Origin of the sequence: Streptomyces sp. NRRL B-1140 (genome assembly GCF_001280065.1) — a bacterium.
Taxonomy (GTDB): Bacteria; Actinomycetota; Actinomycetes; order Streptomycetales; family Streptomycetaceae; genus Streptomyces.
Window position 1 is genome coordinate 200,317 of record NZ_LGEA01000036.1, and the last position, 26,246, is coordinate 226,562.

Here is a 26,246-nt window from a genome sequence, read left to right on the forward strand (position 1 = left end):
GATGTCCGCCGGGTTACTGCGGCGGGTTGCCGTGCTTACGGGACGGCAGGTCCGCGTGCTTGGTCTGGAGCATGGCGAGGGACTTGATCAGCACCTCGCGGGTCTCGGCGGGGTCGATGACGTCGTCGACCAGGCCGCGTTCGGCCGCGTAGTACGGGTGCATCAGCTCGGACTTGTACTCCTTGACCATGCGGGCCCGCATGGCCTCGGGGTCCTCGGCCTCGGCGATCTGGCGGCGGAAGATGACGTTGGCGGCACCCTCGGCGCCCATGACGGCGATCTCGTTGGTCGGCCAGGCGTAGGTGAGGTCGGCACCGATGGACTGGCTGTCCATGACGATGTACGCACCTCCGTAGGCCTTGCGCAGGATCAGCGAGATCCGGGGCACGGTCGCGTTGCAGTAGGCGTACAGCAGCTTCGCGCCGTGGCGGATGATTCCACCGTGCTCCTGGTCGACGCCGGGCAGGAAGCCGGGTACGTCCAGAAGAGTGATGATCGGGATGTTGAACGCGTCGCACATCTGAACGAAGCGGGCCGCCTTCTCGGAGGCCTCGATGTCCAGTACGCCCGCCAGGGCCTGGGGCTGGTTCGCCACGATGCCGACGACCTGGCCGTCCATCCGGCCCAGCGCGCAGATGATGTTGCGGGCCCAGCGCTCGTGGACCTCGAGGTACTCGCCGTCGTCGACGATCTCCTCGATGACCTTGGCCATGTCGTACGGCCGGTTGCCGTCCGCGGGGACCAGGTCCAGCAGGACGTCCGAGCGGCGGTCGGGCGCGTCCGAGGACTCCGAGCGGGGCGGGTTCTCGCGGTTGTTCTGCGGGAGCAGGGAGAGGAGGTAACGGACCTCGGCGATGCAGGTCTCTTCGTCGTCGTAGGCGAAGTGGCAGACACCGGAGGTCTCGGCGTGGACGTCGGCGCCGCCCAGGCCGTTCTGTGTGATCTCCTCGCCGGTGACCGCCTTGACGACGTCAGGACCGGTGATGAACATCTGCGAGGTCTCGCGGACCATGAAGACGAAGTCGGTGAGGGCGGGGCTGTAGGCCGCGCCGCCGGCGCACGGGCCGAGCATCACCGAGATCTGCGGGATCACACCCGAGGCCTTGGTGTTGCGCTGGAAGATGCCGCCGTAGCCGGCGAGCGCCGAGACGCCCTCCTGGATCCGCGCGCCCGCGCCGTCGTTGAGCGACACCAGCGGGGCACCGGCCGCGATGGCCATGTCCATGATCTTGTGGATCTTCGTGGCGTGGGCCTCGCCCAGGGCGCCGCCGAAGATACGGAAGTCATGGGCGTAGACGAAGACCGTACGGCCCTCCACCGTGCCCCAGCCGGTGATCACACCGTCGCTGTACGGCTTCTTGGCCTCCAGGCCGAAGCCCGTGGCGCGGTGTCGGCGCAGCTGCTCGACCTCCCGGAAGGACTCCGGGTCCAGGAGGAGTTCGATGCGCTCCCGCGCGGTCAGCTTGCCCTTGGCGTGCTGCGCCGCGGTCGCCTTCTCGCTCGGTCCGGCCACCGCCTGCGCACGGATCTCGTGCAGTTCGGCCACGCGTCCGCGCGCGTCGGTCGGCTCACCCGGCGCCTCATCCAAAACGGTCATGTAGTGACCTTACGAAGTCAACCGTGGAATGCGGGCCGTCGACTCCTCACAGTCTCCGGCGTGTTTTCCTGGTACCCCTGAACAGAACTCTGACGGGGTTGACCCTTTCTGACTGCTCAGAGGGCGTGTCGCTTGTAGGGGTCGCACAAAGCGGTCAGGCGAGAGTCAGCTCACACACATGGGTGGCGCATACCGTCCCCGGAGTGACACGCAGACGCAGCACAGGGCCGGCTGACAGCACCTCGACGGTCTCGTCCACCCGGCTCACCCGTCGGACCGGGCGGTCCCAGGCGATCTCCAGCGGCTCGCCGGTGCGGGGCGGTTCGCTCACGCAGAGGGTAGCCGTGCGGCCCCTGACGACGGTCAGCAGGCTGGCGGCGGCGGACGCGGTGAGGGGGCCCGCGGTGCCGGGCTCCCAGAAGTTCGCGGCCGTGCAGCCGAGCGAGGGCACGGTGACGGCCTGGCGGCCGGGGTCGTTGGCGAGCACCGACATCCAGTGGGGGTCGGCGGCCCGGCGCGCGACCGCCCGGCGGGAGGCGCCGGGCATGAGGACATAGGCGTACGTGGCGTCCTCGGGGTCGATGCCGTGGTCGAGCCACAGGGTCTGCCAGCGGCGGGTGCGCCGCTCCCGCGTGCCGCCGGTGTTGATGTCGGACCAGGCGCCGGTGCGGTCCTCGCGCAGCGTCTTCGGCTCATGGCCGGGCAGGAGCCAGCCACCGTGGTCCTCCAGGTGGGCCCAGTGCGGACCTGTGACGAAGCGCTGGGTGCCGGACGCGCCGAGGTTGCGGTTGTCGACGATCGTCTCGACCGGGACGCCGTCGGAGCAGGTGATCCCGGCGCCGAGGCAGATCACCGCGTCCTCCACGCAGATCCAGGACTTGCGGGCCCGAAGGGTGGAGCCGAGGCCCTTGAGGTGCTGGCCGAGGACCGCGTACGTGCCGTCGGTGGTGCCGCCGACCCAGCGGGTGTCCGGGCGGGCCGTGCCCCACTCGCCGCCTTCGCGGTCGGCGAGCCGTCTGGTGGAGACGGTGGTGCCGGGCAGCCGGTACCAGTCGACGGTCGGCCAGAACCAGTCCGTGTACTGGTCGCTGGTGCCGGACCACCAGGCGACCATGCCCGCGCCGGTGTGCCAGCCGCGGGGGTTCTCACCGTTGCCGCACTCGTAGTAGGCGATGCGGTCGCTGGCCATGGCGATGTTCACGGTGAAGCCGGGCCCGCGGTGGACGGCACGGTCCATGGCGGCGAAGAGGTGGTGCCCGGCGGGTTCGGGCGCGGCCGGGGCGGGTGAGGCGGCGATGCCGTGCAGCCGCGCCAGGTCGGCGACACCGAACTGGGGCGCCGTCAGGATCGGGCTGACGGTGTCCCGTTCGATCCAGCCCTTGACATGAGCGTGCCAGCGGTCCCGTGCCGCCGGGCTCGCGCCGGCCGCGAGGAGGGCGATCGCGGCGATGAGCTGGTGGCCGTGGTAGTGGTCGCTGCGCAGGATCTTGCGGTCGTCGGCGGTGAGGAGACCGCGGCTGATGGCCCGGCCGTTGACGCTGTCCATGACCAGTCCGTCGTGGAGGAGCGGCACGTAGGCCCGCTCGACGCTGTCGAGGACGATGCTCCGGTTCGGGTCGGTGACCTCCCATGCGGATCCCGCGAGCAGCGCGAGGAGCCGGCCGAGACCGTCGAGCATGACCTGGCCGTACGTGCCCGAGTAGGCGACCCAGGTGTGCTGGACGAAGGAGCCGTCGGCGTGGAGGCCGTCGCCCCGGGTGACATAGGGGAAGACCGGGGAGAGTGCGTCCCGGGCGAGGGCGATTTTGGCGGGATCGCGGCCGAGGACGCCGCGCAGGGCGACGGAGCGGCACAGGTCGACGCGGTTGGCACCGGTGGAGGTGCCGCTGTAGTCGCGGAGGGCGGCGTCGGGGACGAAGTGGTCGACGGCGGCGCAGGCGGCGCCGACGCGGGACTCCCCCAGCTCGTCGTACAGGGCGGCGGTGATGTCGGTGAGCAGGCGGGGGCTGCCGATCTGCCACTCCCACCAGTTGCCGTAGCGGGTGGTGGAAGGGTTGTAGACGGTGGCGGTGAGGTGGTCGAGGCCGCGCAGGATGCCGGCGAGCAGGCCGGGGTCCGCGGTCGAGCCGGTGCCCTGCTGGACGTAGGCCTGCGTCATGGTCCACAGGCGGCTGTAGGCGAGGGTGATGCCGGCCGGCGGGTCGAAGGGGTGGCCTGTCCAGAGGGAACGCGCCGTCGGCGCCATGCTCGCGTGCAGATCGCGGGCGAGTGCGCCGGTCTGAGCGAGCCGGGCCGCGTAGGGTTCGGCGGCCGGGTCGTAGCCGGTGCCGAGGGAGATGCCGAGCCAGCGGCGGCGGAGGGTGTCGTACGGGTCACCGGGCAGGTCGGCGCCTCTGCGCACGGGCGCCGCGGCCGCCGCGAGGGCGGCGGCCGCCAGCAGCAGGGCGCGGCGGCCGGGCCGGAGGGCGGTGGCCCCGGCCCCTCGGCGGGTGAAGACGCGACGCTGGGGAGCCATGCTCATGCCCTACCACGGGGATCCGGTCACCTGAACGACGGATCCGGCCGGGGTGACCGGAACGGAGGAAGGGCCCGACGCCGGTGAGCCGTGCGGCGGGCGGGGGCGCCGGGTGGTTCGGCGGGCCGGGGCAGCGGGGGCGGGCGGCGGGCGGCGGGCGGCGGTACGAGCCCGGCACGGGGCTGCCGAAGCGGTTCAGCAGAGGTTCGGCAGGGGTCGCACAAGCCCGGGGCGGGTCAGCCGAAGCCACTCGGCAGGCGGCGCGAACCCGAAGCCCGTCGGTCGCAGTGGCGCGGAACGGGCCCGACGACGCCGCTCGGGAAGCGGCTGAAGAACCTCCGTCCACGAGTCCGCCGAGCAGCTCGGCGCCGTGCGCCCGGGCGCCGGTCCCGAAACGGCTCACCGGGCGACGGCACGGACCCGAGGCCGGTCAGACGGCCAGGCACGCCGGCCCCGACCGCGACACGAGTTCTTCGCCGGTCAGCCGAAGCGGTTCAGCAGGCGGCGGTAGAGACCCGGGGCGAGGCCGCGGACGCGGCCCGGGACGGTCAGCCAGGTGGGGACGTAGGCCTCGTCGCGGTTCTGCTGGACGGCCTCCCGGATCGTGCCGGCCACGCAGCCAGGCGAGAGGAGACCGGTACGGGTGCCGTCGTGGGGCCTGCCGCGGCGGGTGTGGAAGGCCGTGTCCACGGCTCCGGGCACGACGAAGGTGACGCCCACGCCCGTGCCGCGCAGTTCCTGGCGCAGCGCCTCGGCGAAGGCGGCGAGCCCTGCCTTGGCGGCGGAGTAGACCGCCTCCTCGCGCAGGCCCACGCACCCCGCGAGCGAACCGAGCAGCACCACGCGGCCCCGCCCGGCGGCGATCATGGCGGGCAGCACCTCCCGTACGAGGTGCAGCGTGGCGTTGAGGTCGAGGGTCAGGACCCGGTCGATGTCGGTGTGCGGCATGGCGGCGAAGGGGCCCGCCCAGCCCATGCCCGCCCCGGCGACCAGAACGTCGATCCGGCCGGTGGCGTGCAGCGCGGACTGGGCCAGCAGACGCGGCCCCTCCGGCGCGGCGAGGTCGGCGGGCAGCACGACGGCCGAGGTTCCGGACGCCGTCTGCTCCAGGCGGTGCCGGTCGCGTCCGCTGAGCAGGACGTGCCAGCCGTCCATCGCGAAACGCCGGGCCGTGGCCGCCCCGATGCCGGAGGACGCGCCGGTGACCAGGGCCACGGGCCGGTCGAGCCGTCGCGGTGGCCCGTACTGGTGCACGCGGGCGGGGACGGGGGCCGTGGAGCGTCGCGGAGCGGGATCCGCCGGGGGGTCGAAGGCCGAGCCGGAGCCGGTGAGTGTCACGAGTCGCTCTCCCTGCGCTGGGCGTCCGCCGTGGTCTCGGCTGTCTCCATGTGCTCCCTTGACACGGAACCCCGTCTCGCGGGACACCGCCACCGCACCGGGCACCGGCCGGGGGGCCAGGCGCTCCGGCTGCGACGGGCCCTCGGCCCCCGGGCCGCCCGAAGCCGGGCCGTCGTGCACCACGCGCGGCGACTCACCCTCGCGGACCGTGGGATTGCGCCAAGCGGTGGAACGGGACAGCGCGGCAAGGCCCGCCGGGAACGCCCCCTCCCGAAGATGTTGAACATTGAACGGAATAGGTCTACGGTGGGTCGCGTTGGAGTAGTTAAAGATTCAACATCACGCACAGGAGGCGTACACCATGAGCATCTTCGGCCGCACCGACACCCGCACCGCCACCGCCGCGACCGCCGTGAACCCCGAGCTGGCCGCTCTGACCGGCGACTACACGATCGACCCCGCGCACTCGACGATCGGCTTCACCGCCCGGCACGCCATGGTCACGAACGTCAAGGGCGGCTTCCAGGACTTCACCGGAACGCTCCGCCTCGACGGCACCGATCCGTCGCGCTCGACGGCCTCCCTCGACGTCGTGATGGACAGCATCGAGACCGGCAACGCCGACCGGGACGGCCACCTCAAGAGCGCGGACTTCTTCAAGACGGACGAGTTCCCGGCCATGACCTTCCGCTCCACCGGCGTGGAGGCCCTGAGCGGTGACGACTACCGGGTCACCGGCGATCTGACGATCCTCGGCACCACCCGCCCGCTCGCCATCGACCTCGAGTTCAACGGCGCCGCGAAGGACCCGTTCGGCAACGAGCGTGTCGGCTTCGAGGGCAAGGCGGAGATCCTGCGCTCCGAGTGGGGCCTGACGTGGAACGCCGCGCTGGAGACCGGCGGTGTCCTGGTCTCGGACAAGATCAAGCTGAACTTCGACATCTCGGCCATCAGGAACGCGTGAGTCCCGCGGGACCGGCCCGGTGAATCATCGCCGGGCCGGTCTGGCCGGTTCCCGCCCCTTGTGCGAAGACGGTCGGCGTTCCCATAATCCAGCAGCAATATTTTGACCAGTCCATGCCAGCACATGGACGTTCTTTTTGCCCTTGCTGCTGTCATGCGCTCGTCAATCTGATGCTTCGGTTGCACCTCCCCAGTCAACCCCCCACGGAAGGCATCACGTTGAAGAGACTTCTCACAGCCCTCAAGAGATGCGCGGTCCTCGGCGCCGCCGCGCTCGCGATCGCCAGTCTCCAGCCCGTCTCCGCCGCACAGGCCGCCCCGTCGCCCGTCGTCGGCGGGACCCGGGCCGCACAGGGCGAATTCCCGTTCATGGTCCGGCTCTCCATGGGCTGCGGCGGCGCGCTCTACACCCAGCAGATCGTGCTCACGGCCGCGCACTGCGTCGGCAGCTCCGGCAACAACACCGGCATCACCGCCACCGCGGGGGTCGTCGACCTGCAGTCCACCACGGGCCGGATCCAGGTCCGCTCCACCAAGGTGCTGCGTGCTCCCGGCTACAACGGCACCGGCAAGGACTGGGCGCTCATCAAGCTCGCCCAGCCCATCAATCTGCCGACGCTGAAGATCGCCACCACGACGCAGTACAACACCGGTGACTTCACCGTCGCCGGCTGGGGCGCGAACCGCGAGGGCGGCTCCCAGCAGCGCTACCTCCTCAAAGCGACCGTGCCGTTCGTCAGCGACGCCGCGTGCAAGGCCTACGGCGGCCTCTACAGCGGCCTCGTCGCCAACGAGGAGATCTGCGCCGGATTCGACGCGGGCGGTGTCGACACCTGCCAGGGCGACTCCGGCGGCCCGATGTTCCGCAAGGACAACGCCGGCAACTTCATCCAGGTCGGCATCGTGAGCTGGGGTGAGGGCTGCGCCCGGCCCAAGGCTCCCGGTGTCTACACGGAGGTCTCGACCTTCGCCTCCGCCATCGCCTCGGCGGCGTCGACCCTCTGACACGCGGCTTCGGGGCCCGGCACCGAGGGGCGCCGGGCCCGCTCGGTCTGCTGGGGTTTCAGCCGTCCGGGCCCGCCGACTCCAGTTTCCGCACCGCCGCCGCCACGTGTGCGGCCCGGCTCCGCGCCGTCCTGGCCCGCAGCACGCCGAGCATCGCCAGGTACCGGTCCGTCCGCCCGAGGGCCGCGAACTCCGCCGCGGCCCGAGGGCTTTCTTCCAGCGCCGCCGCCAGGTCCTCGGGAACCTCGGCCTCCTGCTGCGACGCGTACGCCGCCTCCCACCGCCCGTCCGCCCGCGCGGCCGTCACCTGCGCGAGCCCGCCGGGCCGCATCCGCCCGGCGGCGGTCAGCTCCTCCACCCGCCGGACGTTGACGAGTGACCAGAGGCTGCCCGGACGCCGCGGCGTGATCCGCTGGAGGTAGTACGCCTCGTCCAGTCCCTTGCGCTGCCCGGTGATCCACCCGTGACACAGGGCCAGGTCGTTGACGTCCGCGGCACTGACGGAGGGAATGCCCGAGCCCTTCTTCGCGATCCTGACCCAGAGGCCGGGATGCGGAGCCGGACGGGCGGAGAGCCAGGAGTCCAGATCGGTCGCGTCCTCGAACGACAGGGGGCCGATGTCCTCGGAGCCGGTCATGGCACCACGGTAGGGCGGAAGCAGGACAGCTTCTGTCCGCTGCCCGGGCAGTGCGCGGCTTTTTTCGCGCGCCAGTGTGATGGCGTCGGGGAAGCACGCGGTGAGGCGGCTGATCGCCCGGGCGCTGTACGCGGCGCAGGGCGCGCCGACCCTGGCCGGTGGTTTCGCGACGGCGGCGTTCAACGTGGGCGCGGCGCTGGGCCCTTGGGCAGGAGGCGCGGTGATCGGCGCCGGTTTCGGGTACCGGGCGCCGGTGTGGGTCAGCGCGGTTCTGGTGGGGCTGGCGTTCGCGGTCGCCGGAGTGACGGGGCGGGCGCGGGAGCGGGCCGCGGGACAAGGGGCGCCGCTACGACGCTGAGCTCGCGGGCGGACCCCGGCGTCACCGCCCACCGGCCCCGCAGATCAAGCCCTGGCCGGGCGCTCCACCTGCCGCGCAGATCAGGCCCTGGTCAGAACCCGCCCCCGAAGTCCCCGCCCCCTCCGAAGTCCCCGCCTCCGAACCCCCCTCCGAAGCCGCCCCCGAAGTCGCCGGGGTCGAAGTCCGCGCCGGAGACGTCGCCACCGCCGTAGCCGCCGAAGTCGCCGTAGCCGGAGCCGTAGTCGGCCGCGTAGGCGGGGCCGGCCATCATGCTGCCGAGCATGGTGCCGACGAGGAGGCCGGGCAGGAGGCCGCCGCCGAAGTAGCCGCCCGCCCAGGGGCCGTACGCCGGTCCGGCCTCCCAGTAGGGGCGGCGGCCGTGGTCGGTGTCGACCTCGCGGATCTCCGGGTCGCGGCCCTCGGCCAGGCGCCTGTCGTCGGCAGCGCAGACGGGGACCTCGCGGGCGGTGCCCGCCGGTGGCGTCCAGGTGGCGTCGGCGACGGAGGGGCCGTGGCGCGGGTCGAAGAAGCACGGGGGACGGCGCTCCGGCAGGGCCCCGCCTTCGCGGCGGGCCGCGAGCCGGGCCAGGGAGAACCGGCCGTCCTCCACGGCCTGGGTGACGGCCCGGACGTCCTCCGGTTTCGTCGCGGCCGCCATGAGGGACTTGGCCTGCTCGTAGGAGTCCAGGGCACGCTCGTAGTCGGTGCGCATGGCGTCGTCGGCGCCCGGCTCCCCGGGGTGGAAGTCGAGCCGGTCGAGTTCCTCGCCGAACGCGGTGATGTCCTCGTCGACGACCACCCGCAGCTTCTCCAGCGCGGCCCGCTGCTCCTCCTCGTGGCGGCGCCGGTTGCGGCGGACCACGGCGTAGGCGCCCGCGCCGCCTGCCGCGACCAGGGCTCCGATGGTGATCAGGCCGCCGACCGGCACGTCCGTGCCCGAGCCGTCGCTCCAGCTGCTCGGCGCCGAACCGCCCACGTTGCGCAGGGCGTCGTCGACGAAGTCGTTCAGCTGGGCCTTGGTGTCACCCCCGTCCTGCGCCGCCGCGACCAGGTTGGACACCGCCTGCCTGCTCATCACGGAGCTGTCGGCGCGGGCGTCGAACCGGTCGCCGAGGTGGATGCCGTACAGGCCGGTGATGCCGGTCTGGGTCCGCAGGTTCCGGAAGAGGTCCTGTGTGGGGTAGCCGGCCGGGAGGACCGCCACGAGGACGGGCTTGTCCGCGTCCTTGATCTTGTCGGCGAGCGCCTCGGCGTCCGATTCCGCGAGCTGCCCGGAGGCGGCCGGATCGACGTAGACGGGATTCTCGCGCAGTTCCCGGGCGACCTGGGAGACGTCGGTGGCCGCGTGCGCGCCCGGCGCACCGGCCAGCAGCACCGCCAGTACGGCGGCGAACGGCACGATCAGCAGACGTACGACGGTACGCACCAGTGCGGCCCTCATATGTTCGAAAGTACCCGAAACGGTACAGAAAGGGTTATCCGTCGAGAGGGGCATCTACCGGCGCGGCTGCGCCTAGGATGCCCCTGGCCATCCAGAGGGGCGGGAGCGGAACATGTTCGGACGACGCAGGGCTGCGGACATGACGGTGTCCGAACTGACCGAGCTGGACCGGTCGCGTACGCGCGCCGACCTGCTGTGGGAGCTGTTCCGGCATGCCGAGGCGGAGGTGACGTCGGCGATCGGCTGGTATCTGGCCCGCCGCCGGGGGCCGTCGCTGTGGTCGCGTTCGCTGCGGGCGCTCGCCACGCTGCTGGGCATCGTCGGCACGATAACGCCGCTGGTGCACGCGGCCTCGCCCACGACCGTGCAGCCCGAGTGGGGGTTCGTGTTCCTGGCCGGCGGGGCGGGCTGTGTGCTCTTCGACCGGATCTTCGGGTTCTCGGCGTCCTGGACCCGCTACATCCGCGCTGAGATGGCGCTGCAGCAGATCCTGAAGAAGGCGCAGTCCGACTGGGCGCAGGCGTTCCTGAGGACCACCGACTCCCCCAGCGACAAGGAGCAGGCCGCCCTGCTCGGGGTGATCGAACGGCTGCGGACCGACGCGCAGCGGATCATCGAGGACGAGGGCACGGCGTGGGTCGGTTACCTGGCCGACGGCGTCGAGGAGCTCACGCGCTCCACCAGCAGCACCGCCACCGGCCAGCGCGCCCACACCGCGGGCCTCTTCCGCCTCGACCGGACCCCGGGCCGCGACCGCGGCGGTGAGGTCCCGGGGCCGAGGTCCCGGGACACGGCGATGTGACACGCGCCCCGGGGCCCCGGCCGGCCCGCTGCTACTCCGCCGGATCGACCCCCGCGCGCAGCAGCCCGTAGGTGTACGCGTCCTCCAGGGCCTGCCAGCTCGCGGCGATGACGTTCTCGGCGACGCCTACCGTCGACCACTCGCCCGCGCCGTCGGACGTGGAGATCAGCACGCGGGTCGTGGAGTTCGTGCCGTGCTTGCCCTCCAGGATGCGGACCTTGTAGTCCACCAGCTCCAGCTTGGCGAGCTGGGGGTAGATCTTCTCCAGGCCCACGCGCAGGGACCGGTCGAGGGCGTTGACCGGTCCGTTGCCCTCGGCCGTGGCGACGATGCGCTCGCCCTTGGCCCACAGCTTGACCGTGGCCTCGTTGGCATGGGAGCCGTCGGGCCGGTCCTCGACGATGGCCCGCCAGGACTCGACCTCGAAGTAGCGCAGCGGCCTGCCCTGGACCTCGGCGCGCAGCAGGAGTTCGAAGCTCGCGTCGGCGGCCTCGTAGGTGTAGCCCGCGAGTTCGCGCTCCTTCACCCGCTCGACCACCCGGCCGACCAGCTCGCGGTCGCCGCCGAGGTCGACGCCGAGCTCCTTGCCCTTGAGCTCGATGGACGCCCGCCCGGCCATGTCGGAGACCAGCATCCGCATGGTGTTGCCGACCAGCTCGGGGTCGATGTGCTGGTACAGGTCCGGGTCGACCTTGATCGCCGAGGCGTGCAGTCCGGCCTTGTGGGCGAAGGCCGAGAGGCCGACGTAGGGCTGGTGCGTGGAGGGGGTGAGGTTGACGACCTCGGCGATGGCGTGCGAGATGCGGGTCATCTCGCGCAGACGGCCCTCGGGCAGGACCTTCTTGCCGTACTTGAGCTCCAGGGCCGCCACGACCGGGAAGAGGTTGGCGTTGCCGACGCGCTCGCCGTAGCCGTTGGCCGTGCACTGCACGTGCGTGGCGCCGGCGTCGACGGCGGCCAGGGTGTTGGCGACCGCGCAGCCCGTGTCGTCCTGGGCGTGGATGCCGAGCCGGGCGCCGGTGTCGGCGAGGACCGTGGCGACGACGGCCTGGATCTGGGCCGGGAGCATGCCGCCGTTGGTGTCGCACAGCACGACGACGTCCGCGCCGGCCTCCGAGGCCGTACGGACGACCGCCTTGGCGTACTCGGGGTTGGCGCGGTAGCCGTCGAAGAAGTGCTCGCAGTCGATGAAGACCCGGCGGCCTTGCTCCTTGAGGAAGGACACCGTGTCGCGGACCATCGCCAGGTTCTCGTCCAGGGTGGTGCGCAGCGCGAGCTCGACGTGGCGGTCGTGCGACTTGGCGACAAGCGTGATCACCGGTGCGCCGGACTCCAGGAGCGCCCTGACCTGGGGGTCCTGGTCGGCGGTGGTGCCGGCGCGGCGGGTGGAGCCGAACGCGACGAGCTGGGCGTGCCGGAAGTCGATCTCCTGCCGGGCGCGGGCGAAGAACTCGGTGTCCCGGGGGTTGGCGCCCGGCCAGCCGCCCTCGATGAAGCCCACGCCGAAGTCGTCCAGGTGCCGTGCGATGGCCAGCTTGTCCGCGACGGTGAGGTTGATGCCCTCCCGCTGGGCGCCGTCGCGCAGGGTGGTGTCGAAGACGTGGAACGAATCGTCGAGCTCGCTGGTTTCGGTCATGGTCTCAAGGCTCCTGAGAAGGGGATCTCGGTCGTACCGGAATGACCGGCTCCACCGCCCTCACATACTCCCTCGCGCTCTCGCCTCCGGCTGTGGGTGGGCCAGAAATGCGAAAAACCTCTCGCGGGTGCGAGAGGTCTGCGCGCGGGTCGAGGACGACGGTGTCCACCCGTACCTGGTCGTACGTGTGGTCACTGCGGACCGGCGCGCCTGCTGCCAATAATCATGGCGAACGAGAGCACGGGGGAAGTGTGCCACACCCCCGCGCTCCACTCACCGCCGTCTCAGGATGCGGTCGGTCACCTCAAGTGACGGACGCGGACGGGCACGACCCGGGCGGGCCTTCAGCCGTCCGCGAGGAGGCTGTCGGCGAGGAACTCGCTCACGTGCCGGAGGATCTGCGTCCGGTCGGTGCCGCGCAGGCCGATCGCGACGTGGATGGCGAAGCCGTCCAGCAGGGCCCGCAGGCGGGCGGCGAACCGGTCCGGGTCCACGCGGCGGAACTCGCCCCGCGAGATGCCCTCGGCGAGCAAGGCGACCAGGTCGCGGTGCCAGGCGCCTTCGATGGCGGCCTGCCGGTCGCGGGCGTCCTCATCGGCGTTCTGCGAGCGGTTCCAGACCTCCAGCCACAGCGTCCAGTGCGGGTCGCGGTGGCCGTCGGGGACGTACAGGTCGACGTAGGCGTCGAGGCGTTCACGGGCGGGCACGGTCCGGGTCAGCAGCCGCCCCCGCTCGATCCCGAGCCGGCCCTCGCTCCACTCCAGGGTGCGCAGCAGCAGCTCGTCCTTGGAGCCGAAGTAGTAGAGCAGATGGCCGCTGCTCATCCCGACCTCGCGGCCGAGGGCGGCCATGGTGAGCTTCTCCAGGCCGCGCTCGGCGATCATCTCCATGGCGGCGGCGAGGACGTCCTCGCGGGGCGGGGCCTGCCTTCGCCCACCGGCCATGTGCAACTCCTAGATCCTCGGCTGCTGCTGCGTGACGCAGTGGATGCCGCCACCGCCCGCGAAGATCGTACGGGCGTCCACCAGGGTCACGGTCCGTTCGGGGAACAGGCGGCGGAAGATGCCGGCCGCGATCTCGTCGCGCGGGTCGTCGAAGCCGCACAGCACCACCCCGCCGTTGCAGAGGTAGTGGTTGATGTACGAGTAGTCGGCCCAGTGACCGTCGGCCTCCAGGACGGTCGGGGCGGGGACCTCGACGACCTCCAGGCGGCGGCCCCGCGCGTCGGTCTGCGCCTTCAGCAGACCGATGACCTCCCGGGTGATCTCGTGGTCGGGGTGGGCGGGGTCGGGCTGGGAGTGCGCCACGACGACACCGGGGCGGGCGAAGGAGGCGACGATGTCGACGTGGCCGAGGGTGCCGAAACCGTGCGGGGGATAGTCGCCGGTCAGGCCGCGCGGCAGCCAGATGCCCTTGCGGGTGCCGAGCTGGGCGTGGATCTCGGCCTCGACCCGCTCGCGGGACCAGCCCGGGTTGCGCTCCGGACCGAGCTGGACGGTCTCGGTCAGCAGGACGGTGCCCTCTCCGTCGACCTGGATCGCCCCGCCCTCGTTGACGAGTTCCGAGGCGTACGTCCGGGCCCCGGCCAGGTCGGCGACGTGCGCGGCGATCTTCGCGTCGTGCTCCCAGCGGGCCCACTCCTGGGCGCCCCAGCCGTTGAACGTCCAGTCGACGGCGGCCAGTGCGCCCTTCCCGTCGGTCAGGAAGGTGGGGCCGATGTCGCGCATCCAGGCGTCGTCGAGGTCACGTTCGACCGTGTCGACGCCGTCGCCCAGCAGGGCACGCGCCTGGACCGACTGCCCCGGGCCGCACACCACCGTCACCGGTTCGAAGCGGCGGACGGCCCGGGCGACCGCGGCCCAGGCGAGCCGGGCGGCGGCCAGCTCCCCGGGGTCGCCGAAGGTCTGGTTCGGGCCGGGCCAGGCCATCCAGGTGCGCTCGTGCGGAGCCCATTCGGCGGGCATGCGGAAGCCGTCGGCGGCTGCGGACATCGTTGATCCTCAGAGGAAGTAGAGACGGTTGAGGGAGACGGACTCGGCGGGTTCGCAGCGCAGCGGCTCGCCGTCGAGGGTGACGAGACCGGTGCGCTGGTCGACGTCGACGGCTCCGGTGCGGGAGTTGAGGCGCAGGTCGGCCGGGCCGATACCGCGGGTGCCGCGCACGGCGACCCTGCGGCGCCGGGTCGGCATGGTGTCGTTCCCCTGGTCGAGCGCGGCCTGTGCGACGAACGCCACCGAGATGTCGGCCGGTGTCGCCCCGTACGCGCCGAACTGCGGTCCGAGGACGAGGGGTTCGCAGGTGTCGGTCGCCGCGCCCGGGTCGCCGACCACGCCGTACGCCGGGAAGCCGGCCTTCAGTACCAGCTGCGGCTTGGCGCCGAAGTACTCGGGCCGCCACAGCACGATGTCGGCGAGCTTGCCGGTCTCGATGGACCCGACCTCGTGCGCGAGCCCGTGTGCGAGGGCGGGGTTGATGGTCAGCTTCGCCATGTAGCGCAGGACGCGCTCGTTGTCGTGGCCCTCGTCCGGAGCGCCGGACTCTGCCTTCATCTTCCCGGCCATGGCGAAGGTGCGGCGGACGGTCTCGCCCGCGCGTCCCATGCCCTGCGCGTCCGACGAGGTGATGCCGATCGCGCCGAGGTCGTGCAGGACGTCCTCGGCGCCCATGGTTCCGGCCCGGATGCGGTCCCGGGCCATGGCGGCGTCGCCGGGCAGGTCGGTCTTGAGGTCGTGGACGGAGACGATCATGCCGTAGTGCTCGGCGACGGCGTCCCGGCCGAAGGGCAGGGTCGGGTTGGTGGAGGAGCCGATGACGTTCGGCACGCCCGCCATCTTCAGCACGTTGGGAACGTGCCCGCCGCCGCAGCCCTCGATGTGGAAGGCGTGGATGGTCCGGCCCTCCAGCACGCGCAGGGTGTCCTCCACCGACAGGCACTCGTTCAGCCCGTCGCTGTGCAGGGCGACCTGGACGTCGTGCTCCTCGGCGACGCGCAGGGCGGTGTCCAGCGCCCGGGTGTGGGCGCCCATGTCCTCGTGCACCTTGAAGCCGCTCGCCCCGCCCTCGGCGAGGGCCTCGACCAAGGGTGCCTCGTGCGAGGACGAACCCCGGCCCAGGAAGCCGATGTTGACGGGCCAGGCGTCGAAGGCGCCGAACGCGTGCCGCAGCGCCCAGGGCGAGTTGACGCCGACGCCCCACACCGGTCCGAACTCCTGCCCGATGACCGTGGTGACGCCGGAGGCGAGCGAGGCCTCCATGATGCGCGGCGACAGCAGGTGGACGTGGGTGTCGACGGCCCCGGCGGTGGCGATGAGGCCTTCGCCGGACACGATCGAGGTGCCCGTGCCGACGACGACGTCGACCCCGTCCAGGGTGTCGGGGTTGCCGGCCCGCCCGATCGCGTGGATGCGGCCCTGGCGGATGCCGATGGAGACCTTCCGGACGCCCTGCACGGCATCGATGACGACGACGTTGCTGATGACGACGTCACAGGTCTCGCGGACCGCGGCGGCCTTGAGGTGCAGTCCGTCGCGGGCGGTCTTGCCGAACCCGGCGAGGAATTCGTCGTCCTGGAGCTGGGAGTCGGACTCGACCCGGACGACCAGCCCGGAGTCGCCGAGACGGATGCGGTCACCGGCACGGGGCCCGTGGGTAGCGGCGTACTCGTACGGCGTGAGGCGACGGGCCTGGGCGGGGTGGCCTCCTGGACGGCTCATCGCACGGCCTCCTGATCAGCGGTGCCCGGTACGCCGAGATAGCCGCAGGCGGCGGCCCGGCGCAGCGCCTCCTCCTTCGCCCCCGGTGCGTCCAGCGGCCCGTCGACGAGCCCGGCGAACCCGATGGCGATCCGCTCGCCCCCGATCGGCACCAGCCCGACCTCGGCGCTCTCCCCCGGCCCGAACCGGACGGAGGAGCCCGCGGGCACGGCGAGCCGCATGCCGTAGGCCCGGCCGCGATCGAAGTCGAGCCGGGGGTTGGCCTCGAAGAAGTGGAAGTGGGAGGTCACGGAGACGGGCACGGTCGCGGTGTTGGTGACCGTGAGCCGCTCGGCCGGCTCGCGCTCGGGCCGCTCCGGCCCGGGCAGCAGCGCGCCGGGCGCGTCCGGTCCCGAGCCGCCGCCGATGGGGCCGGACACGACCGCGAGCCGGGAGCCGTCGTCGAAGACGGCCTCGACATGCACCTCCGTCACGACGTCGGCGACGCCGGGCAGCACGTCTTCGGGCCCGAGGACGGACCGGGCGGCCTCGACCGCCTCCGCGAGCCGCCTGCCGTCCCGGGCGGCCTCGCACACCGTGTCGGCGATGAGCGCGGTCGCCTCGGGCACGTTGAGCCTCAGCCCCCTGGCCCGGCGGGCGCGGGCGAGTTCGGCGGCGCCGAAGAGCAGCAGCCGGTCGCGTTCGGTCGGGGTCAGTCGCATGTCACTCCCTCCAGTTAGAGCACCACTCTAAACGCGAAATTCCCTCTGCCGAAAGGTTGACGATAGACCAATGCACACATCACATTGAACGTCGTTCTAATCGAGGGAGACCAGCATGCCGATCGAACAGCACGGAGTCGACACCATCCCGGAGGAGGAACGCAGCAGCGGGCCACGCGACCTCGTCTCGATCCTGCTCGGGTCGAACCTCTGCCTGGGCGTGATCGTCTTCGGCTGGCTGCCGCCCTCCTTCGGCCTGGACTGGTGGTCGTCGGTCGGCGCGGTGCTGGCAGGCACCGTGGTGGGCGTGCTGTTCACGGCCCCGCTGGCCCTGGTCTCGCTGCGCACCGGCACCAACCTGTCGACCTCCTCCGGCGCCCAGTTCGGGGTGCGCGGGCGGCTGGTCGGCTCGGTGGTCGGTCTGCTCCTGGCTCTCGGCTACACGGCGCTGACCGTGTGGATCGGAGGGGACGTGATGGTGAGCGTCCTGGGCCGGCTGGCCGGGCTGCCGCAGGGCGGGGTGTCGTACGGCATCGTCTACGGGCTGCTCGCCGCGGCCACGGTCGCGGGCGCGGTGTACGGCTACCGGGTGCTGCTCGCGATGTCACGGCTGCTGGCGTTCGGCATGACGGCCCTGCTGGCGCTGGGCGTGATCGCCTACGCCCCCGGTTTCACCACCGCCGCGCTCCCGGAGGCCGGCGGCTATCTCCTGGGCGGCTTCTGGCCGACCTGGCTGCTCGCGGCCGTGGCCGCCGGACTGTCCGGGCCGGTCGCGTTCATCACGCTGCTCGGCGACTACACCCGCTACATCTCCCCGGCCCGCCACTCCTCCCGCCGGGTCCTGCACGCGACCTGGCTCGGGCTGACGCTGGGCCTGCTGGTGCCGCAGCTCTTCGGCACGTTCACGGCGTACGCGACCGGGGCGGCCCTCGACTACGCCGGCCCGCTGGTCGAGGCGGCCCCGTCCTGGTACCTCGTCCCGCTGCTCCTCGCGGCCTCGGCCGGATCGGTCGGCAACGCGGGGCTGATGCTGTACTCGATGGGCCTCGACCTGGACGCGATCCTGCCGCGCGCCTCCCGGGCCCGGGCGACGTACGTGGTCGCGGCCGTCGCCACGGGGTGCGTCTTCGCCGGGCACTACTACTCGACCGCGCAGGACGCGATGACGTCCTTCGTGCTGCTGCTGACCGCCATCGGCACGCCCTGGGCGGTCATCACCCTCATCGGCTTCGCCCGCTGCGGCGGGGTCTACGACCCGGACGCCCTCCAGGTCTTCAACCGCCGCGCCCGGGGCGGCGCGTACTGGTACCGCGCCGGCTGGAACGTGCCGGCGACCCTGTCCTGGGCGGCCGGGGCGACGGTGGGCGTCCTGGCGGTGTCCCTGCCGTCGTACGAGGGGCCGCTGCTGTCCCTGACCGGCGGGGTGGACTGCAGTTTCCTGCTCTCGGGGGTGGTGGGAGGGGTGGTGTACACGCTGACGTCCCCGGGCTCGGTGACGACGGGGCCCGGGGACGTGGCGAGCACGGCTTCCCGCCCGGCCGATTCGGGCACCGCCGCCGGTCAGGCGTCTTGCCCGACCGATGCGGGCGGTGGGTGGGCATAGGCCCGGGGGTCCCGGGGCGGAGCCCCCGGGTGCCAGGGGTGCTCAGCCCAGCTTGTGCATCCAGCCGTGGGCGTCCGAGGCCGTACCCCGCTGAATATCGAGCAGCGCCTGGCGGAGCCGGAGCGTGACCTCGCCCGGCTCTCCCCCGCTCTGCTTCCACTCCGCCGCAGCCCGCTTCACCGTACCGACCGGAGTGATCACCGCGGCCGTACCGCAGGCGAAGACCTCGGTCAGGGACCCGTTCTCCGAGTCCCGCTGCCACTGCTCGACCGAGACCCGGCCCTCCTCGGCCTCGTACCCGAGGTCACGGGCGACGGCGAGCAGGGAGTCCCGGGTGACGCCCTCCAGGATCGACCCGGTGAGGGACGGCGTGACGATCTTGTTCCCGTACACGAAGTACAGGTTCATGCCGCCCAGCTCCTCGACCCACGTGTGCTCGACGGCGTCGAGGTAGCAGACCTGGTCGCAGCCCTTCGTGGCGGCCTCGGCCTGCGCGAGCAGGGACGCCGCGTAGTTGCCGCCCGTCTTCGCGTCACCCATGCCGCCGGGAACGGCACGGACCCGGTCCTCGGAGACCCAGATGGACACCGGCTTCACACCGCCGGGGAAGTAGGCCCCGGCCGGGGAGGCGATCACCAGGAACAGGTACTCGTTGGCGGGCTTCACACCCAGCCCGACCTCGGTGGCGATCATGAAGGGGCGCAGGTAGAGGGACTCCTCGCCGCCGTGCGCCGGCACCCATGCCTTGTCCTGCTGCACCAGGACGTCACACGCCTCGATGAACGTCTCGACCGGCAGCTCGGGCATCGCGAGCCGGCGGGCGGAGCGCTGGAACCGCTCGGCGTTCTTCTCGGGGCGGAAGGTGGCGACGGACCCGTCGGGCTGCCGGTAGGCCTTCAGCCCCTCGAAGATCTCCTGTGCGTAGTGCAGGACCGTGGTGGCGGGGTCGAGGGAGATCGGCGCGTACGGCACGAGCTGACCATCGTGCCAGCCGCGGCCTTCCGTCCACTTGATCGTCACCATGTGGTCGGTGAAGTGGCGGCCGAACCCGGGGTTGGCCAGGATCTGCTCGCGCTCGGCGGCGGAGAGCGGATGGGCGGAGGGCTTGAGCTCGATCGTGGGCGTCGTCATGGGTTGATGTCCTTCACCGGTTGTAGTGACGGGCCGCGCTCGGTACTGCTCTGATGGTGACCAGTGCTAGGACGTCCGAGCACTCCCTCATTGCGCGGCCTCGCGTTCGATTATCGCCCGGGGGCGGCGGCGGGAGGAACGGGGTGACTGCGGCCCGGTGGTCGATGGTGGCACCCGGCGGGAACATGCGGAAGCCGCCGGGCGCGGATGCGACCCGGCGGCTTGCGTGAAAGCGGCGGCGGGTCAGCCGGCTACGCGTACGGCGAGCGCGTCGCCGATCTCCGAGGTGGTACGGGCGGGCTTGTCGGTGCGCTCGCCGAGGTCGGCGGCCACCGCCTCGTCGATGCGGGCGGCCTCGGCCTCGTAGCCGAGGTGGCGCAGGAGCAGGGCGACGGACAGCACGGTGGCGGTCGGGTCGGCCTTGCCCTGCCCGGCGATGTCCGGGGCCGAGCCGTGCACGGGCTCGAACATGGACGGGAACTCACCGGAGGGGTTGATGTTGCCGGAGGCCGCGACGCCGATGCCGCCGGAGACGGCCGCGGCCAGGTCGGTGACGATGTCGCCGAAGAGGTTGTCCGTGACGATCACGTCGAAGCGCTCGGGCTGCGTGACGAGGTAGATCGTCGCCGCGTCCACGTGCATGTACTCGGTGGTGACCTCGGGGAACTCCTCGGCCACCTTGTTGAAGATGTTCGTCCACAGGTGCCCGGCGAAGGTCAGCACGTTGTTCTTGTGGATCAGTGCGAGCTTCTTGCGGGGGCGGGCCTGGGCACGGGCGAAGGCGTCGCGCACCACGCGCTCGACACCGAAGGCGGTGTTCACGGAGACCTCCGTGGCGACCTCGTGCTCGGTGCCCTTGCGGATGGTGCCGCCGTTGCCGGTGTACGGACCCTCGGTGCCCTCGCGGACCACGACGAAGTCGATCTGCGGCTCGCCGGCGAGCGGGGTGGCGACACCCGGCAGCAGCTTCGAGGGGCGCAGGTTGACGTGGTGGTCGAAGGCGAAGCGGAGCTTGAGCAGGAAACCGCGCTCCAGCACGCCGGAGGGCACGGTCGGGTCGCCGATCGCGCCGAGCAGGATGGCGTCGTGCCGCTTGAGGGCGTCGAGGTCGGCGTCGGTGAGGGTCTCACCGGTGGCGTGGTAGCGCCGGGCGCCGAAGTCGTACTCCTCGGTCTCCAGCTTCACATCCTGCGGAAGGACGGCGGAGAGGACCTTCAGGCCTTCGGCCACGACCTCCTGGCCGATGCCGTCACCGGGGATCACTGCGAGATTGATGCTGCGAGACATGCGGGCACCCTACTCCTCGTCCCATGGGATGACACACGGTGTCCGTGATGCGGACACCCCGGCAGGCACCCACCCGGGGGGACGGCACGCGTCCGTCCGGTGCCGTTCACCCGTATGTGGTGTGGCTGTCGGCCTTTGCTGGGACATTCACTTCCCATGGAGATCCCCCACTTCGGTATCCCGCCCGAACTCGCGCGCCGGATGAGCATGGCGGAGCAGCACGAGTACCTGCGGACGCGGCTGACGCGGCGGCGCACCCTGGTGACCGCGGGCGCGGTGGCGAGCGGCCTGCTGACCGGCTGCGGCTCCGGATCCGGTTCCCGTTCGGGGCAGGGCGGCGCCACGGCGACCGGAAGCCCGTCGCCCGCCACGTCGAAGGCCCCCGGCTCCTTGATCACGCCCTTCGGCCGCCATCTGGCCTTCGGCGCCGATCCGAAGACCCAGATGCGGATCTCCTGGCAGGTGCCGCTCGCGGTGAAGAAGCCGTACGTCCGGGTCGGTCTGCGCCCCGACGACCTCGGCCAGAAGGTCGAGGCGGAGCTGCGCGACCTGCGCACCCCGGAGCTGAAGGGCGTGCGGGCGGCGGTCGAGCAGTACTACCTGCACGCCGCGCTGGACGGGCTGCGCCCCGGCACGACGTACTACTACGGCGTCGGCCACGAGGGCTTCGACCCGGCCTCCCCACGGCATCGGTCGAGTGTCACGTCCTTCCGCACGGCACCGGCGAGCCCGCCCGGGCGTTTCGTGTTCACCGCGTTCGGAGACCAGGGCGTCGGCGACGAGGCGGCCCTCAACGACCGTACGCTGCTGCGCCGTGAGCCGGCCTTCCACCTGCATGCCGGCGACATCTGCTACGCCGACCCCACCGGCAAGGGCAAGGAGTCGGACGTCTTCGACGCGAGCCAGTGGGACCGGTTCCTCGAGCAGACCGAGCCGGTGGCACGGTCGGTGCCGTGGATGGTGACGACCGGCAACCACGACATGGAGGCCTGGTACTCACCGGACGGCTACGGCGGCCAGCTCGCCCGGTTCTCCCTGCCGGACAGCGGCTTCGACGCACGTACGGCACCGGGCGTGTACGCCTTCACCTACGGCAACGTGGGCGTGGTCGCGCTGGACGCGAACGACGTGTCGCACGAGATCCCCGCCAACTTCGGCTACACCGAGGGGCGGCAGACGAAGTGGCTGGACGCGAAGCTCGGCGAACTGCGGTCCTCCAAGGACGTCGACTTCATCGTCGTCTTGTTCCACCACTGCGCGTACTCGACGTCCACACACGCCTCCGACGGCGGGGTGCGCGCCGAGTGGCTGCCGCTGTTCGCCCGGCACGAGGTGGACCTGGTGATCAACGGGCACAACCACGTCTACGAACGCACCGACGCCATCAAGGGCGGCGAGGTGGGCCGGCCGGTGCCGGTCGGCGGGACGACGGACCCGAGGCGGGACGGGATCGTGTACGTCACCGCGGGGGGCGGCGGCAAGGAGCTGTACGGCTTCCCCGACGGCGTGAAGGAGAGCTACGAGGGCAACACCGCGGAGCACGAGTCGGTCGCCACGTTCCGGTGGACCAAGTCGCAGGGCACGAAGGCGGAATCGGCGCAGTGGTCACGGGTGCGCTACCGCGGTTTCTCGTTCCTCTCGGTGGAGGCGGTCAGCGGCACCAGGCCGGGGCTGAAGGTGTCGGCGCTGACGTCGGACGGTGAGCGCATCGACCACTTCGAGGTGCGGCGCGGGGCGTGAGGCCCCGCACCGCGCCTCGTCGGGGCGGCTCCCGGACCTGCGGCGATGCTGCGGCTCAGTGACCGCTGGATCCGCCGTTGTCCCTGCGGTCGAGGGCGCGCTGGAGCGCTGCGGCGGCGTTCTTCCGGTCGGACTCGGTCGTGCGGGAGACGTGACGGACTCGGCGGCGGACGGTCGTCTCGGCCATGGGAAATCGACTCCTTCGACAGCACGGAGTGCACAGGGAGAGATACGAGACGCCGGAAGGGGCGGGGAGCGGTGCCGCAGGGATTGCCTGCACAGGGCCCGGCTCACGACCGCCATTCGCTTGGTCGAGCGAGACGTTCGGCTCCTACAAAAGTAAGGGAGCGTGGAGCGTCTGTCTCCACAATTACTCGGACTTCCTACTATCTGAGACGGTGGACTGGGTCCCACCGTGCTGACCTGCGGTGATCTCTAGAGCACGTCGCCGTCGCGCCAGTCGAAGACCAGCTCGTGCACGGAAACGAGCGGACCTGCGAGGGCGGGCCGCACGTACGTGCTGTCCTCTTCCTCCGGCAGACGGATGATGCCGTGGAGCGGGCTGAGGGCGTGCACCTGGCCGTCCCAGAGCCGCCAGCCCCGGGACGTGTAGAGGCGGGCGCCCTGGTCGCTGGCGGATAGGGCGCCGAAGTCGTAGGCACGGTCGACGACGCGTTCCAGCTCCGCCATGACCTGCCCGCCGAGGCCGGTGCGCCGGACGTCGGCGCGGACGGCGACGTTCTCGACGTACCCGGCCCGCAGCCACCGGCCGCGGTGCCGCACCCGGCGCATCACGACCGCGCCGTGCGCGGCGAGCCCCGAGCCGTCATGAACGAGGACGTGCATACCGCCGAGACCGTGGTCCCAGTCCTCGTCGCCGAAGTCGCCGTCGAACGCGGCGTCCAGCAGCGCCCGTACGGCGCGGAGTTCGGCGGCGGCGAGGTCGGCCGTGTGGGTGGTGCGGGTGCGGGTGGTCACCGGACCAGTCTTCCCCGCGCACACGCCGACGGGCCAGGTCTTTTCGACCTGGCCCGTCGGTGCGCAGGGGGTGTCAGCCCATGTGCGGGTACGTGTAGTCGGTCGGCGGGACCAGGGTCTCCTTGATGGCACGGGTCAGGGTCCAGCGCATCAGGTTCTGCGGGGCGCCGGCCTTGTCGTTGGTGCCGGAGGCGCGGCCGCCGCCGAAGGGCTGCTGGCCGACGACGGCACCGGTCGACTTGTCGTTGATGTAGAAGTTGCCGGCCGCGTAGCGGAGCTTGTCGGCCGTGTAGGCCGCCGCCGCGCGGTCGTTCGCGATGACCGAGCCGGTGAGGGCGTAGTCGGAGACGGACTCCATCTGGGTCAGCATCTCGTCGTACGTGTCGTCCTCGTAGACGTGCACGGCGATGATCGGGCCGAAGTACTCGGTGCGGAAGACCTCGTTCTCCGGGTCGGTGCACTCGATGACGGTCGGGCGGACGAAATAGCCCTCGGAGTCGTCGTAGGTGCCGCCCGCGACGATCGTGCAGGTGGCGTCCTCCTTGGCGCGGTCGATGGCGGCCTTGTTCTTGGCGAAGGCACGCTCGTCGATGACGGCGCCGATGAAGTTCGACAGGTCGGTGACATCGCCCATCTTGATGCCGTCGACCTCGGCCGCGAGCTCCTCCTTGAAGCCCGAGTTCCAGATCGAGGCCGGGATGTACGCGCGGGAGGTGGCGCTGCACTTCTGGCCCTGGAACTCGAACGCGCCACGGGTGAACGCCGTCTTCAGGATCGCCGGGTCGGCCGACGGGTGGGCGACGAGGAAGTCCTTGCCGCCGGTCTCGCCGACGAGGCGCGGGTAGGTGCGGTACTTCTCGATGTTGTTGCCGACCGTCTTCCACAGGTACTGGAAGGTCTTGGTCGAGCCGGTGAAGTGGATGCCGGCGAGGTCGCGGTGCTCCAGGGCGACCTTGGAGACCTCGATGCCGTCACCGGTGACGAGGTTGATGACGCCCTTGGGCAGACCGGCCTCCTCCAGCAGCTGCATCAGCAGCACGGCGGCGTGGGTCTGCGTCGGGGACGGCTTCCAGACGACGACGTTGCCCATCAGGGCGGGGGCCGTCGGCAGGTTGCCCGCGATGGCGGTGAAGTTGAAGGGCGTGATCGCGTAGACGAAGCCCTCAAGCGGGCGGTGGTCCAGACGGTTCCACACGCCCGGGGAGTTGGCCGGGGGCTGCTCGGCGAGGAGCTTGCGGGCGTAGGAGACGTTGAAGCGCCAGAAGTCGATCAGCTCGCAGGGCGTGTCGATCTCGGCCTGCTGGGCGGTCTTGGACTGGCCGAGCATGGTGGAGGCGGCGAGCGTCTCACGCCAGGGGCCGGACAGCAGCTCGGCGGCGCGCAGGATGATCGCCGCGCGGTCGTCGAAGGACAGGGCGCGCCAGGCGGGCGCGGCGGCCAGGGCCGCGTCGATGGCGTCCTGGGCGTCCGCCTGCGTGGCGTTGCGGTACGTGCCGAGCACGGCCCGGTGGTTGTGCGGCTGGACGACCTGGAAGGCCTCGCCGCCGCCCATCCGCTTCTCGCCGCCGATGGTGCAGGGCAGGTCGACGGGATTGTCGGCCAGCTCCTTCAGCTTGGCCTCCAGCCGGGCCCGCTCGGGCGAGCCGGGGGCGTAGCCGTGCACCGGCTCGTTGACGGGGGTGGGGACCTGGGTCACAGCGTCCATGTTTTCCGTAACTCCTTACTGAGCGGTGTGTCGGTCTCGGCCCTTAAGGGCTGTCAGCCCTTGGTGAGCATGCTGCGTGCGAAGAAGCGCAGGTTGGCCGGCTTCTCCGCGAGACGGCGCATGAAGTAGCCGTACCAGTCGGTGCCGTACGCGGTGTAGACGCGCATCCGGTGGCCTTCGGCGGCCAGCCGCAGGTGCTCCTCGGTGCGGATGCCGTAGAGCATCTGGAACTCGTACGCGTCGGGCTTTCGCCCGGCCTGGTGGGCGAGTTCCTGGCCGATCGCGATCAGGCGCGGGTCGTGGGACCCGATCATCGGGTACCCCTCCCCCCGCATCAACGTCCGCAGAACGCGCACATATGCCCGGTCGATCTCGTGTTTGTCCTGGTAGGCCACGGAGGCGGGCTCCTTGTACGCACCCTTGACCAGGCGGACCCGGCTGCCGCTCTCCGCGAGGCGGCGGGCGTCGGCCTCGGTGCGGAACAGGTAGGCCTGGATGACGCAGCCGGTCTGCGGGAAGTCCTTCCGCAGCTCCTCGTGGATGGCGAACATCGAGTCGAGGGTGGTGTGGTCCTCGGCGTCCAGCGTGACCGTCGTGCCGATCTCGGCGGCGGCCTCGACGACCGGGCGGACGTTGCTCAGCGCCAGCTCGTGGCCGCCCTCCAGCGCCTGCCCGAACATCGACAGCTTCACCGACATCTCGGCGCGGGTGCCGAGCTCCAGCGGCTTGAGGCGGTCGACGAGCTCCAGGTAGGCGTCCCGGGCGGCGGCGGCCTGCGCGGGGTTGGTGATGTCCTCGCCGACGACGTCCATCGTCAGCTCCAGCCCCTGCTCGGTCAGGTCGCGGACGACGGGGACGATGTCGTCGACGTCCTCGCCCGGGATGAAGCGGTCGACGACCTGCTTGGTCACCGGGGCCGCCGAGATCAGGCGTCGCATCCGGTCGCTGCGAGACGCGGCGAGAATCACGGGACCCAGCACGGGGCACCTCCAAGCACCAGCAACGTGAAGGCCGGACCCCTCGCGGACGACGCGTCGGGTACGGCACGGAGAACCACCGTGAAACCTAAGGATCCCTCCGATCGTCGGCCATCGAC

The 26,246-nt window shown here is 71.5% G+C and carries 21 protein-coding genes and 1 pseudogene; 6 read left to right on the forward strand and 16 right to left on the reverse strand.

Annotated elements, in window-relative coordinates; genetic code table 11:
* Positions 1–13: 13 nt before the first annotated feature.
* The 3 genes from ADK65_RS06235 to ADK65_RS06245 form a co-directional block, all read right to left on the reverse strand.
* Entirely contained in the window at positions 14–1,597 is a 1,584-nt protein-coding gene (locus tag ADK65_RS06235) for an acyl-CoA carboxylase subunit beta (protein WP_053668784.1), read from the reverse strand.
* 154 nt (positions 1,598–1,751) lie between these two features.
* Positions 1,752–4,112, reverse strand: coding sequence for a polysaccharide lyase 8 family protein (locus ADK65_RS06240; RefSeq protein WP_053668892.1), 2,361 nt, complete (start codon positions 4,110–4,112; stop codon positions 1,752–1,754).
* A gap of 480 nt (positions 4,113–4,592) precedes the next feature.
* Entirely contained in the window at positions 4,593–5,450 is an 858-nt protein-coding gene (locus ADK65_RS06245; RefSeq protein ID WP_053668785.1) for an SDR family NAD(P)-dependent oxidoreductase, read from the reverse strand.
* 361 nt (positions 5,451–5,811) lie between these two features.
* On the opposite strand from ADK65_RS06245, the gene ADK65_RS06250 reads away from it, so the two are divergent.
* Both ADK65_RS06250 and ADK65_RS06255 read left to right on the forward strand, forming a co-directional pair.
* Entirely contained in the window at positions 5,812–6,414 is a 603-nt protein-coding gene (locus ADK65_RS06250) for a YceI family protein (protein ID WP_053668786.1), read from the forward strand.
* 218 nt (positions 6,415–6,632) lie between these two features.
* The gene (locus ADK65_RS06255; protein ID WP_053668787.1) at positions 6,633–7,418 is read left to right on the forward strand and encodes a S1 family peptidase; all 786 of its coding nucleotides are present in this window, start codon (positions 6,633–6,635) and stop codon (positions 7,416–7,418) included.
* A gap of 58 nt (positions 7,419–7,476) precedes the next feature.
* Here ADK65_RS06255 and ADK65_RS06260 read toward each other — a convergent pair whose 3' ends face one another.
* Positions 7,477–8,055 (reverse strand): YdeI/OmpD-associated family protein, encoded by a 579-nt coding sequence (locus ADK65_RS06260; protein ID WP_053668788.1) that lies wholly within the window; start codon positions 8,053–8,055, stop codon positions 7,477–7,479.
* Between the two features lie 109 nt (positions 8,056–8,164).
* Between ADK65_RS06260 and ADK65_RS06265 the strand changes: the two are divergent.
* Positions 8,165–8,413 (forward strand): annotated as a pseudogene (locus ADK65_RS06265) (Cmx/CmrA family chloramphenicol efflux MFS transporter); the annotation flags it as partial.
* A gap of 91 nt (positions 8,414–8,504) precedes the next feature.
* Here ADK65_RS06265 and ADK65_RS06270 read toward each other — a convergent pair.
* Complete coding sequence (locus tag ADK65_RS06270) at positions 8,505–9,854, reverse strand: hypothetical protein (RefSeq protein ID WP_053668790.1); 1,350 nt, start codon at positions 9,852–9,854, stop codon at positions 8,505–8,507.
* Between the two features lie 112 nt (positions 9,855–9,966).
* Here ADK65_RS06270 and ADK65_RS06275 point away from each other — a divergent pair, with 112 nt between their 5' ends.
* A complete protein-coding gene (locus ADK65_RS06275; protein ID WP_159038730.1) occupies positions 9,967–10,656 on the forward strand; it encodes an SLATT domain-containing protein in 690 nt (229 codons plus the stop codon).
* Positions 10,657–10,687: 31 nt separating this feature from the next.
* Here the strand turns inward: ADK65_RS06275 and cimA are convergent, their stop codons facing one another.
* From cimA to ureA, 5 genes are all read right to left on the reverse strand, one after another.
* Positions 10,688–12,292, reverse strand: a complete 1,605-nt coding sequence (cimA, locus tag ADK65_RS06280) for a citramalate synthase (RefSeq protein WP_053668792.1) — start codon at positions 12,290–12,292, stop codon at positions 10,688–10,690.
* A gap of 344 nt (positions 12,293–12,636) precedes the next feature.
* Complete coding sequence (locus ADK65_RS06285; RefSeq protein WP_053668793.1) at positions 12,637–13,236, reverse strand: TetR/AcrR family transcriptional regulator; 600 nt, start codon at positions 13,234–13,236, stop codon at positions 12,637–12,639.
* 9 nt (positions 13,237–13,245) lie between these two features.
* A complete protein-coding gene (locus ADK65_RS06290) occupies positions 13,246–14,283 on the reverse strand; it encodes an agmatine deiminase family protein (RefSeq protein ID WP_053668794.1) in 1,038 nt (345 codons plus the stop codon).
* Positions 14,284–14,292: 9 nt separating this feature from the next.
* On the reverse strand, positions 14,293–16,005 hold the full coding sequence (locus ADK65_RS06295) for an urease subunit alpha (RefSeq protein ID WP_053668795.1): 1,713 nt from the start codon (positions 16,003–16,005) through the stop codon (positions 14,293–14,295).
* Complete coding sequence (ureA, locus tag ADK65_RS06300; RefSeq protein ID WP_053668796.1) at positions 16,002–16,706, reverse strand: urease subunit gamma; 705 nt, start codon at positions 16,704–16,706, stop codon at positions 16,002–16,004. Before ureA ends, ADK65_RS06295 begins: the two co-directional genes overlap by 4 nt.
* A 115-nt stretch (positions 16,707–16,821) precedes the next feature.
* Between ureA and ADK65_RS06305 the strand changes: the two genes are divergently transcribed.
* On the forward strand, positions 16,822–18,309 hold the full coding sequence (locus tag ADK65_RS06305; protein ID WP_053668797.1) for a cytosine permease: 1,488 nt from the start codon (positions 16,822–16,824) through the stop codon (positions 18,307–18,309).
* A 42-nt stretch (positions 18,310–18,351) separates the two neighbouring features.
* Here ADK65_RS06305 and ADK65_RS06310 read toward each other — a convergent pair whose 3' ends face one another.
* Together ADK65_RS06310 and ADK65_RS06315 are read right to left on the reverse strand one after the other, a co-directional pair.
* Positions 18,352–19,440, reverse strand: a complete 1,089-nt coding sequence (locus ADK65_RS06310) for a branched-chain amino acid aminotransferase (protein ID WP_053668798.1) — start codon at positions 19,438–19,440, stop codon at positions 18,352–18,354.
* A gap of 243 nt (positions 19,441–19,683) precedes the next feature.
* Positions 19,684–20,727 carry a 3-isopropylmalate dehydrogenase gene (locus ADK65_RS06315; protein ID WP_053668799.1) on the reverse strand — a complete coding sequence of 348 codons (1,044 nt, stop codon included), beginning with the start codon at positions 20,725–20,727 and terminating at the stop codon, positions 19,684–19,686.
* A gap of 156 nt (positions 20,728–20,883) precedes the next feature.
* Here ADK65_RS06315 and ADK65_RS06320 point away from each other — a divergent pair, with 156 nt between their 5' ends.
* On the forward strand, positions 20,884–22,467 hold the full coding sequence (locus ADK65_RS06320) for a purple acid phosphatase family protein (protein ID WP_053668800.1): 1,584 nt from the start codon (positions 20,884–20,886) through the stop codon (positions 22,465–22,467).
* A 55-nt stretch (positions 22,468–22,522) separates the two neighbouring features.
* On the opposite strand, the gene ADK65_RS39585 is transcribed toward ADK65_RS06320, so the two are convergent.
* From ADK65_RS39585 to ADK65_RS06335, 4 genes are all read right to left on the reverse strand, one after another.
* Positions 22,523–22,654: a hypothetical protein gene (locus ADK65_RS39585; protein ID WP_104781486.1), complete on the reverse strand. Its 132-nt coding sequence runs from the start codon at positions 22,652–22,654 to the stop codon at positions 22,523–22,525.
* A 248-nt stretch (positions 22,655–22,902) separates the two neighbouring features.
* Entirely contained in the window at positions 22,903–23,445 is a 543-nt protein-coding gene (locus ADK65_RS06325) for a GNAT family N-acetyltransferase (RefSeq protein ID WP_053668801.1), read from the reverse strand.
* A 73-nt stretch (positions 23,446–23,518) separates the two neighbouring features.
* Positions 23,519–25,150: an L-glutamate gamma-semialdehyde dehydrogenase gene (gene pruA / locus ADK65_RS06330; RefSeq protein WP_053668802.1), complete on the reverse strand. Its 1,632-nt coding sequence runs from the start codon at positions 25,148–25,150 to the stop codon at positions 23,519–23,521.
* A gap of 53 nt (positions 25,151–25,203) precedes the next feature.
* Positions 25,204–26,130: a proline dehydrogenase family protein gene (locus ADK65_RS06335; RefSeq protein WP_053668803.1), complete on the reverse strand. Its 927-nt coding sequence runs from the start codon at positions 26,128–26,130 to the stop codon at positions 25,204–25,206.
* Positions 26,131–26,246 lie beyond the last annotated feature (116 nt).

What these genes read in the sequence shown, in the direction of transcription:
- ADK65_RS06275 (WP_159038730.1), top strand. Translation starts at nt 9,967, where the DNA reads ATGTTCGGACGACGCAGGGCTGCGGACATGACGGTGTCCGAACTGACC.
- ADK65_RS06250 (WP_053668786.1), top strand. Translation starts at nt 5,812, where the DNA reads ATGAGCATCTTCGGCCGCACCGACACCCGCACCGCCACCGCCGCGACC.
- ADK65_RS06320 (WP_053668800.1), top strand. Translation starts at nt 20,884, where the DNA reads ATGGAGATCCCCCACTTCGGTATCCCGCCCGAACTCGCGCGCCGGATG.
- ADK65_RS06295 (WP_053668795.1), bottom strand. Translation starts at nt 16,005, where the DNA reads ATGAGCCGTCCAGGAGGCCACCCCGCCCAGGCCCGTCGCCTCACGCCG.
- pruA (WP_053668802.1), bottom strand. Translation starts at nt 25,150, where the DNA reads ATGGACGCTGTGACCCAGGTCCCCACCCCCGTCAACGAGCCGGTGCAC.
- ureA (WP_053668796.1), bottom strand. Translation starts at nt 16,706, where the DNA reads ATGCGACTGACCCCGACCGAACGCGACCGGCTGCTGCTCTTCGGCGCC.
- ADK65_RS06290 (WP_053668794.1), bottom strand. Translation starts at nt 14,283, where the DNA reads ATGTCCGCAGCCGCCGACGGCTTCCGCATGCCCGCCGAATGGGCTCCG.
- ADK65_RS06235 (WP_053668784.1), bottom strand. Translation starts at nt 1,597, where the DNA reads ATGACCGTTTTGGATGAGGCGCCGGGTGAGCCGACCGACGCGCGCGGA.
- ADK65_RS06310 (WP_053668798.1), bottom strand. Translation starts at nt 19,440, where the DNA reads ATGACGACGCCCACGATCGAGCTCAAGCCCTCCGCCCATCCGCTCTCC.
- ADK65_RS06285 (WP_053668793.1), bottom strand. Translation starts at nt 13,236, where the DNA reads ATGGCCGGTGGGCGAAGGCAGGCCCCGCCCCGCGAGGACGTCCTCGCC.
- ADK65_RS39585 (WP_104781486.1), bottom strand. Translation starts at nt 22,654, where the DNA reads ATGGCCGAGACGACCGTCCGCCGCCGAGTCCGTCACGTCTCCCGCACG.
- cimA (WP_053668792.1), bottom strand. Translation starts at nt 12,292, where the DNA reads ATGACCGAAACCAGCGAGCTCGACGATTCGTTCCACGTCTTCGACACC.
- ADK65_RS06315 (WP_053668799.1), bottom strand. Translation starts at nt 20,727, where the DNA reads ATGTCTCGCAGCATCAATCTCGCAGTGATCCCCGGTGACGGCATCGGC.
- ADK65_RS06305 (WP_053668797.1), top strand. Translation starts at nt 16,822, where the DNA reads ATGCCGATCGAACAGCACGGAGTCGACACCATCCCGGAGGAGGAACGC.
- ADK65_RS06270 (WP_053668790.1), bottom strand. Translation starts at nt 9,854, where the DNA reads ATGAGGGCCGCACTGGTGCGTACCGTCGTACGTCTGCTGATCGTGCCG.
- ADK65_RS06260 (WP_053668788.1), bottom strand. Translation starts at nt 8,055, where the DNA reads ATGACCGGCTCCGAGGACATCGGCCCCCTGTCGTTCGAGGACGCGACC.
- ADK65_RS06240 (WP_053668892.1), bottom strand. Translation starts at nt 4,112, where the DNA reads ATGGCTCCCCAGCGTCGCGTCTTCACCCGCCGAGGGGCCGGGGCCACC.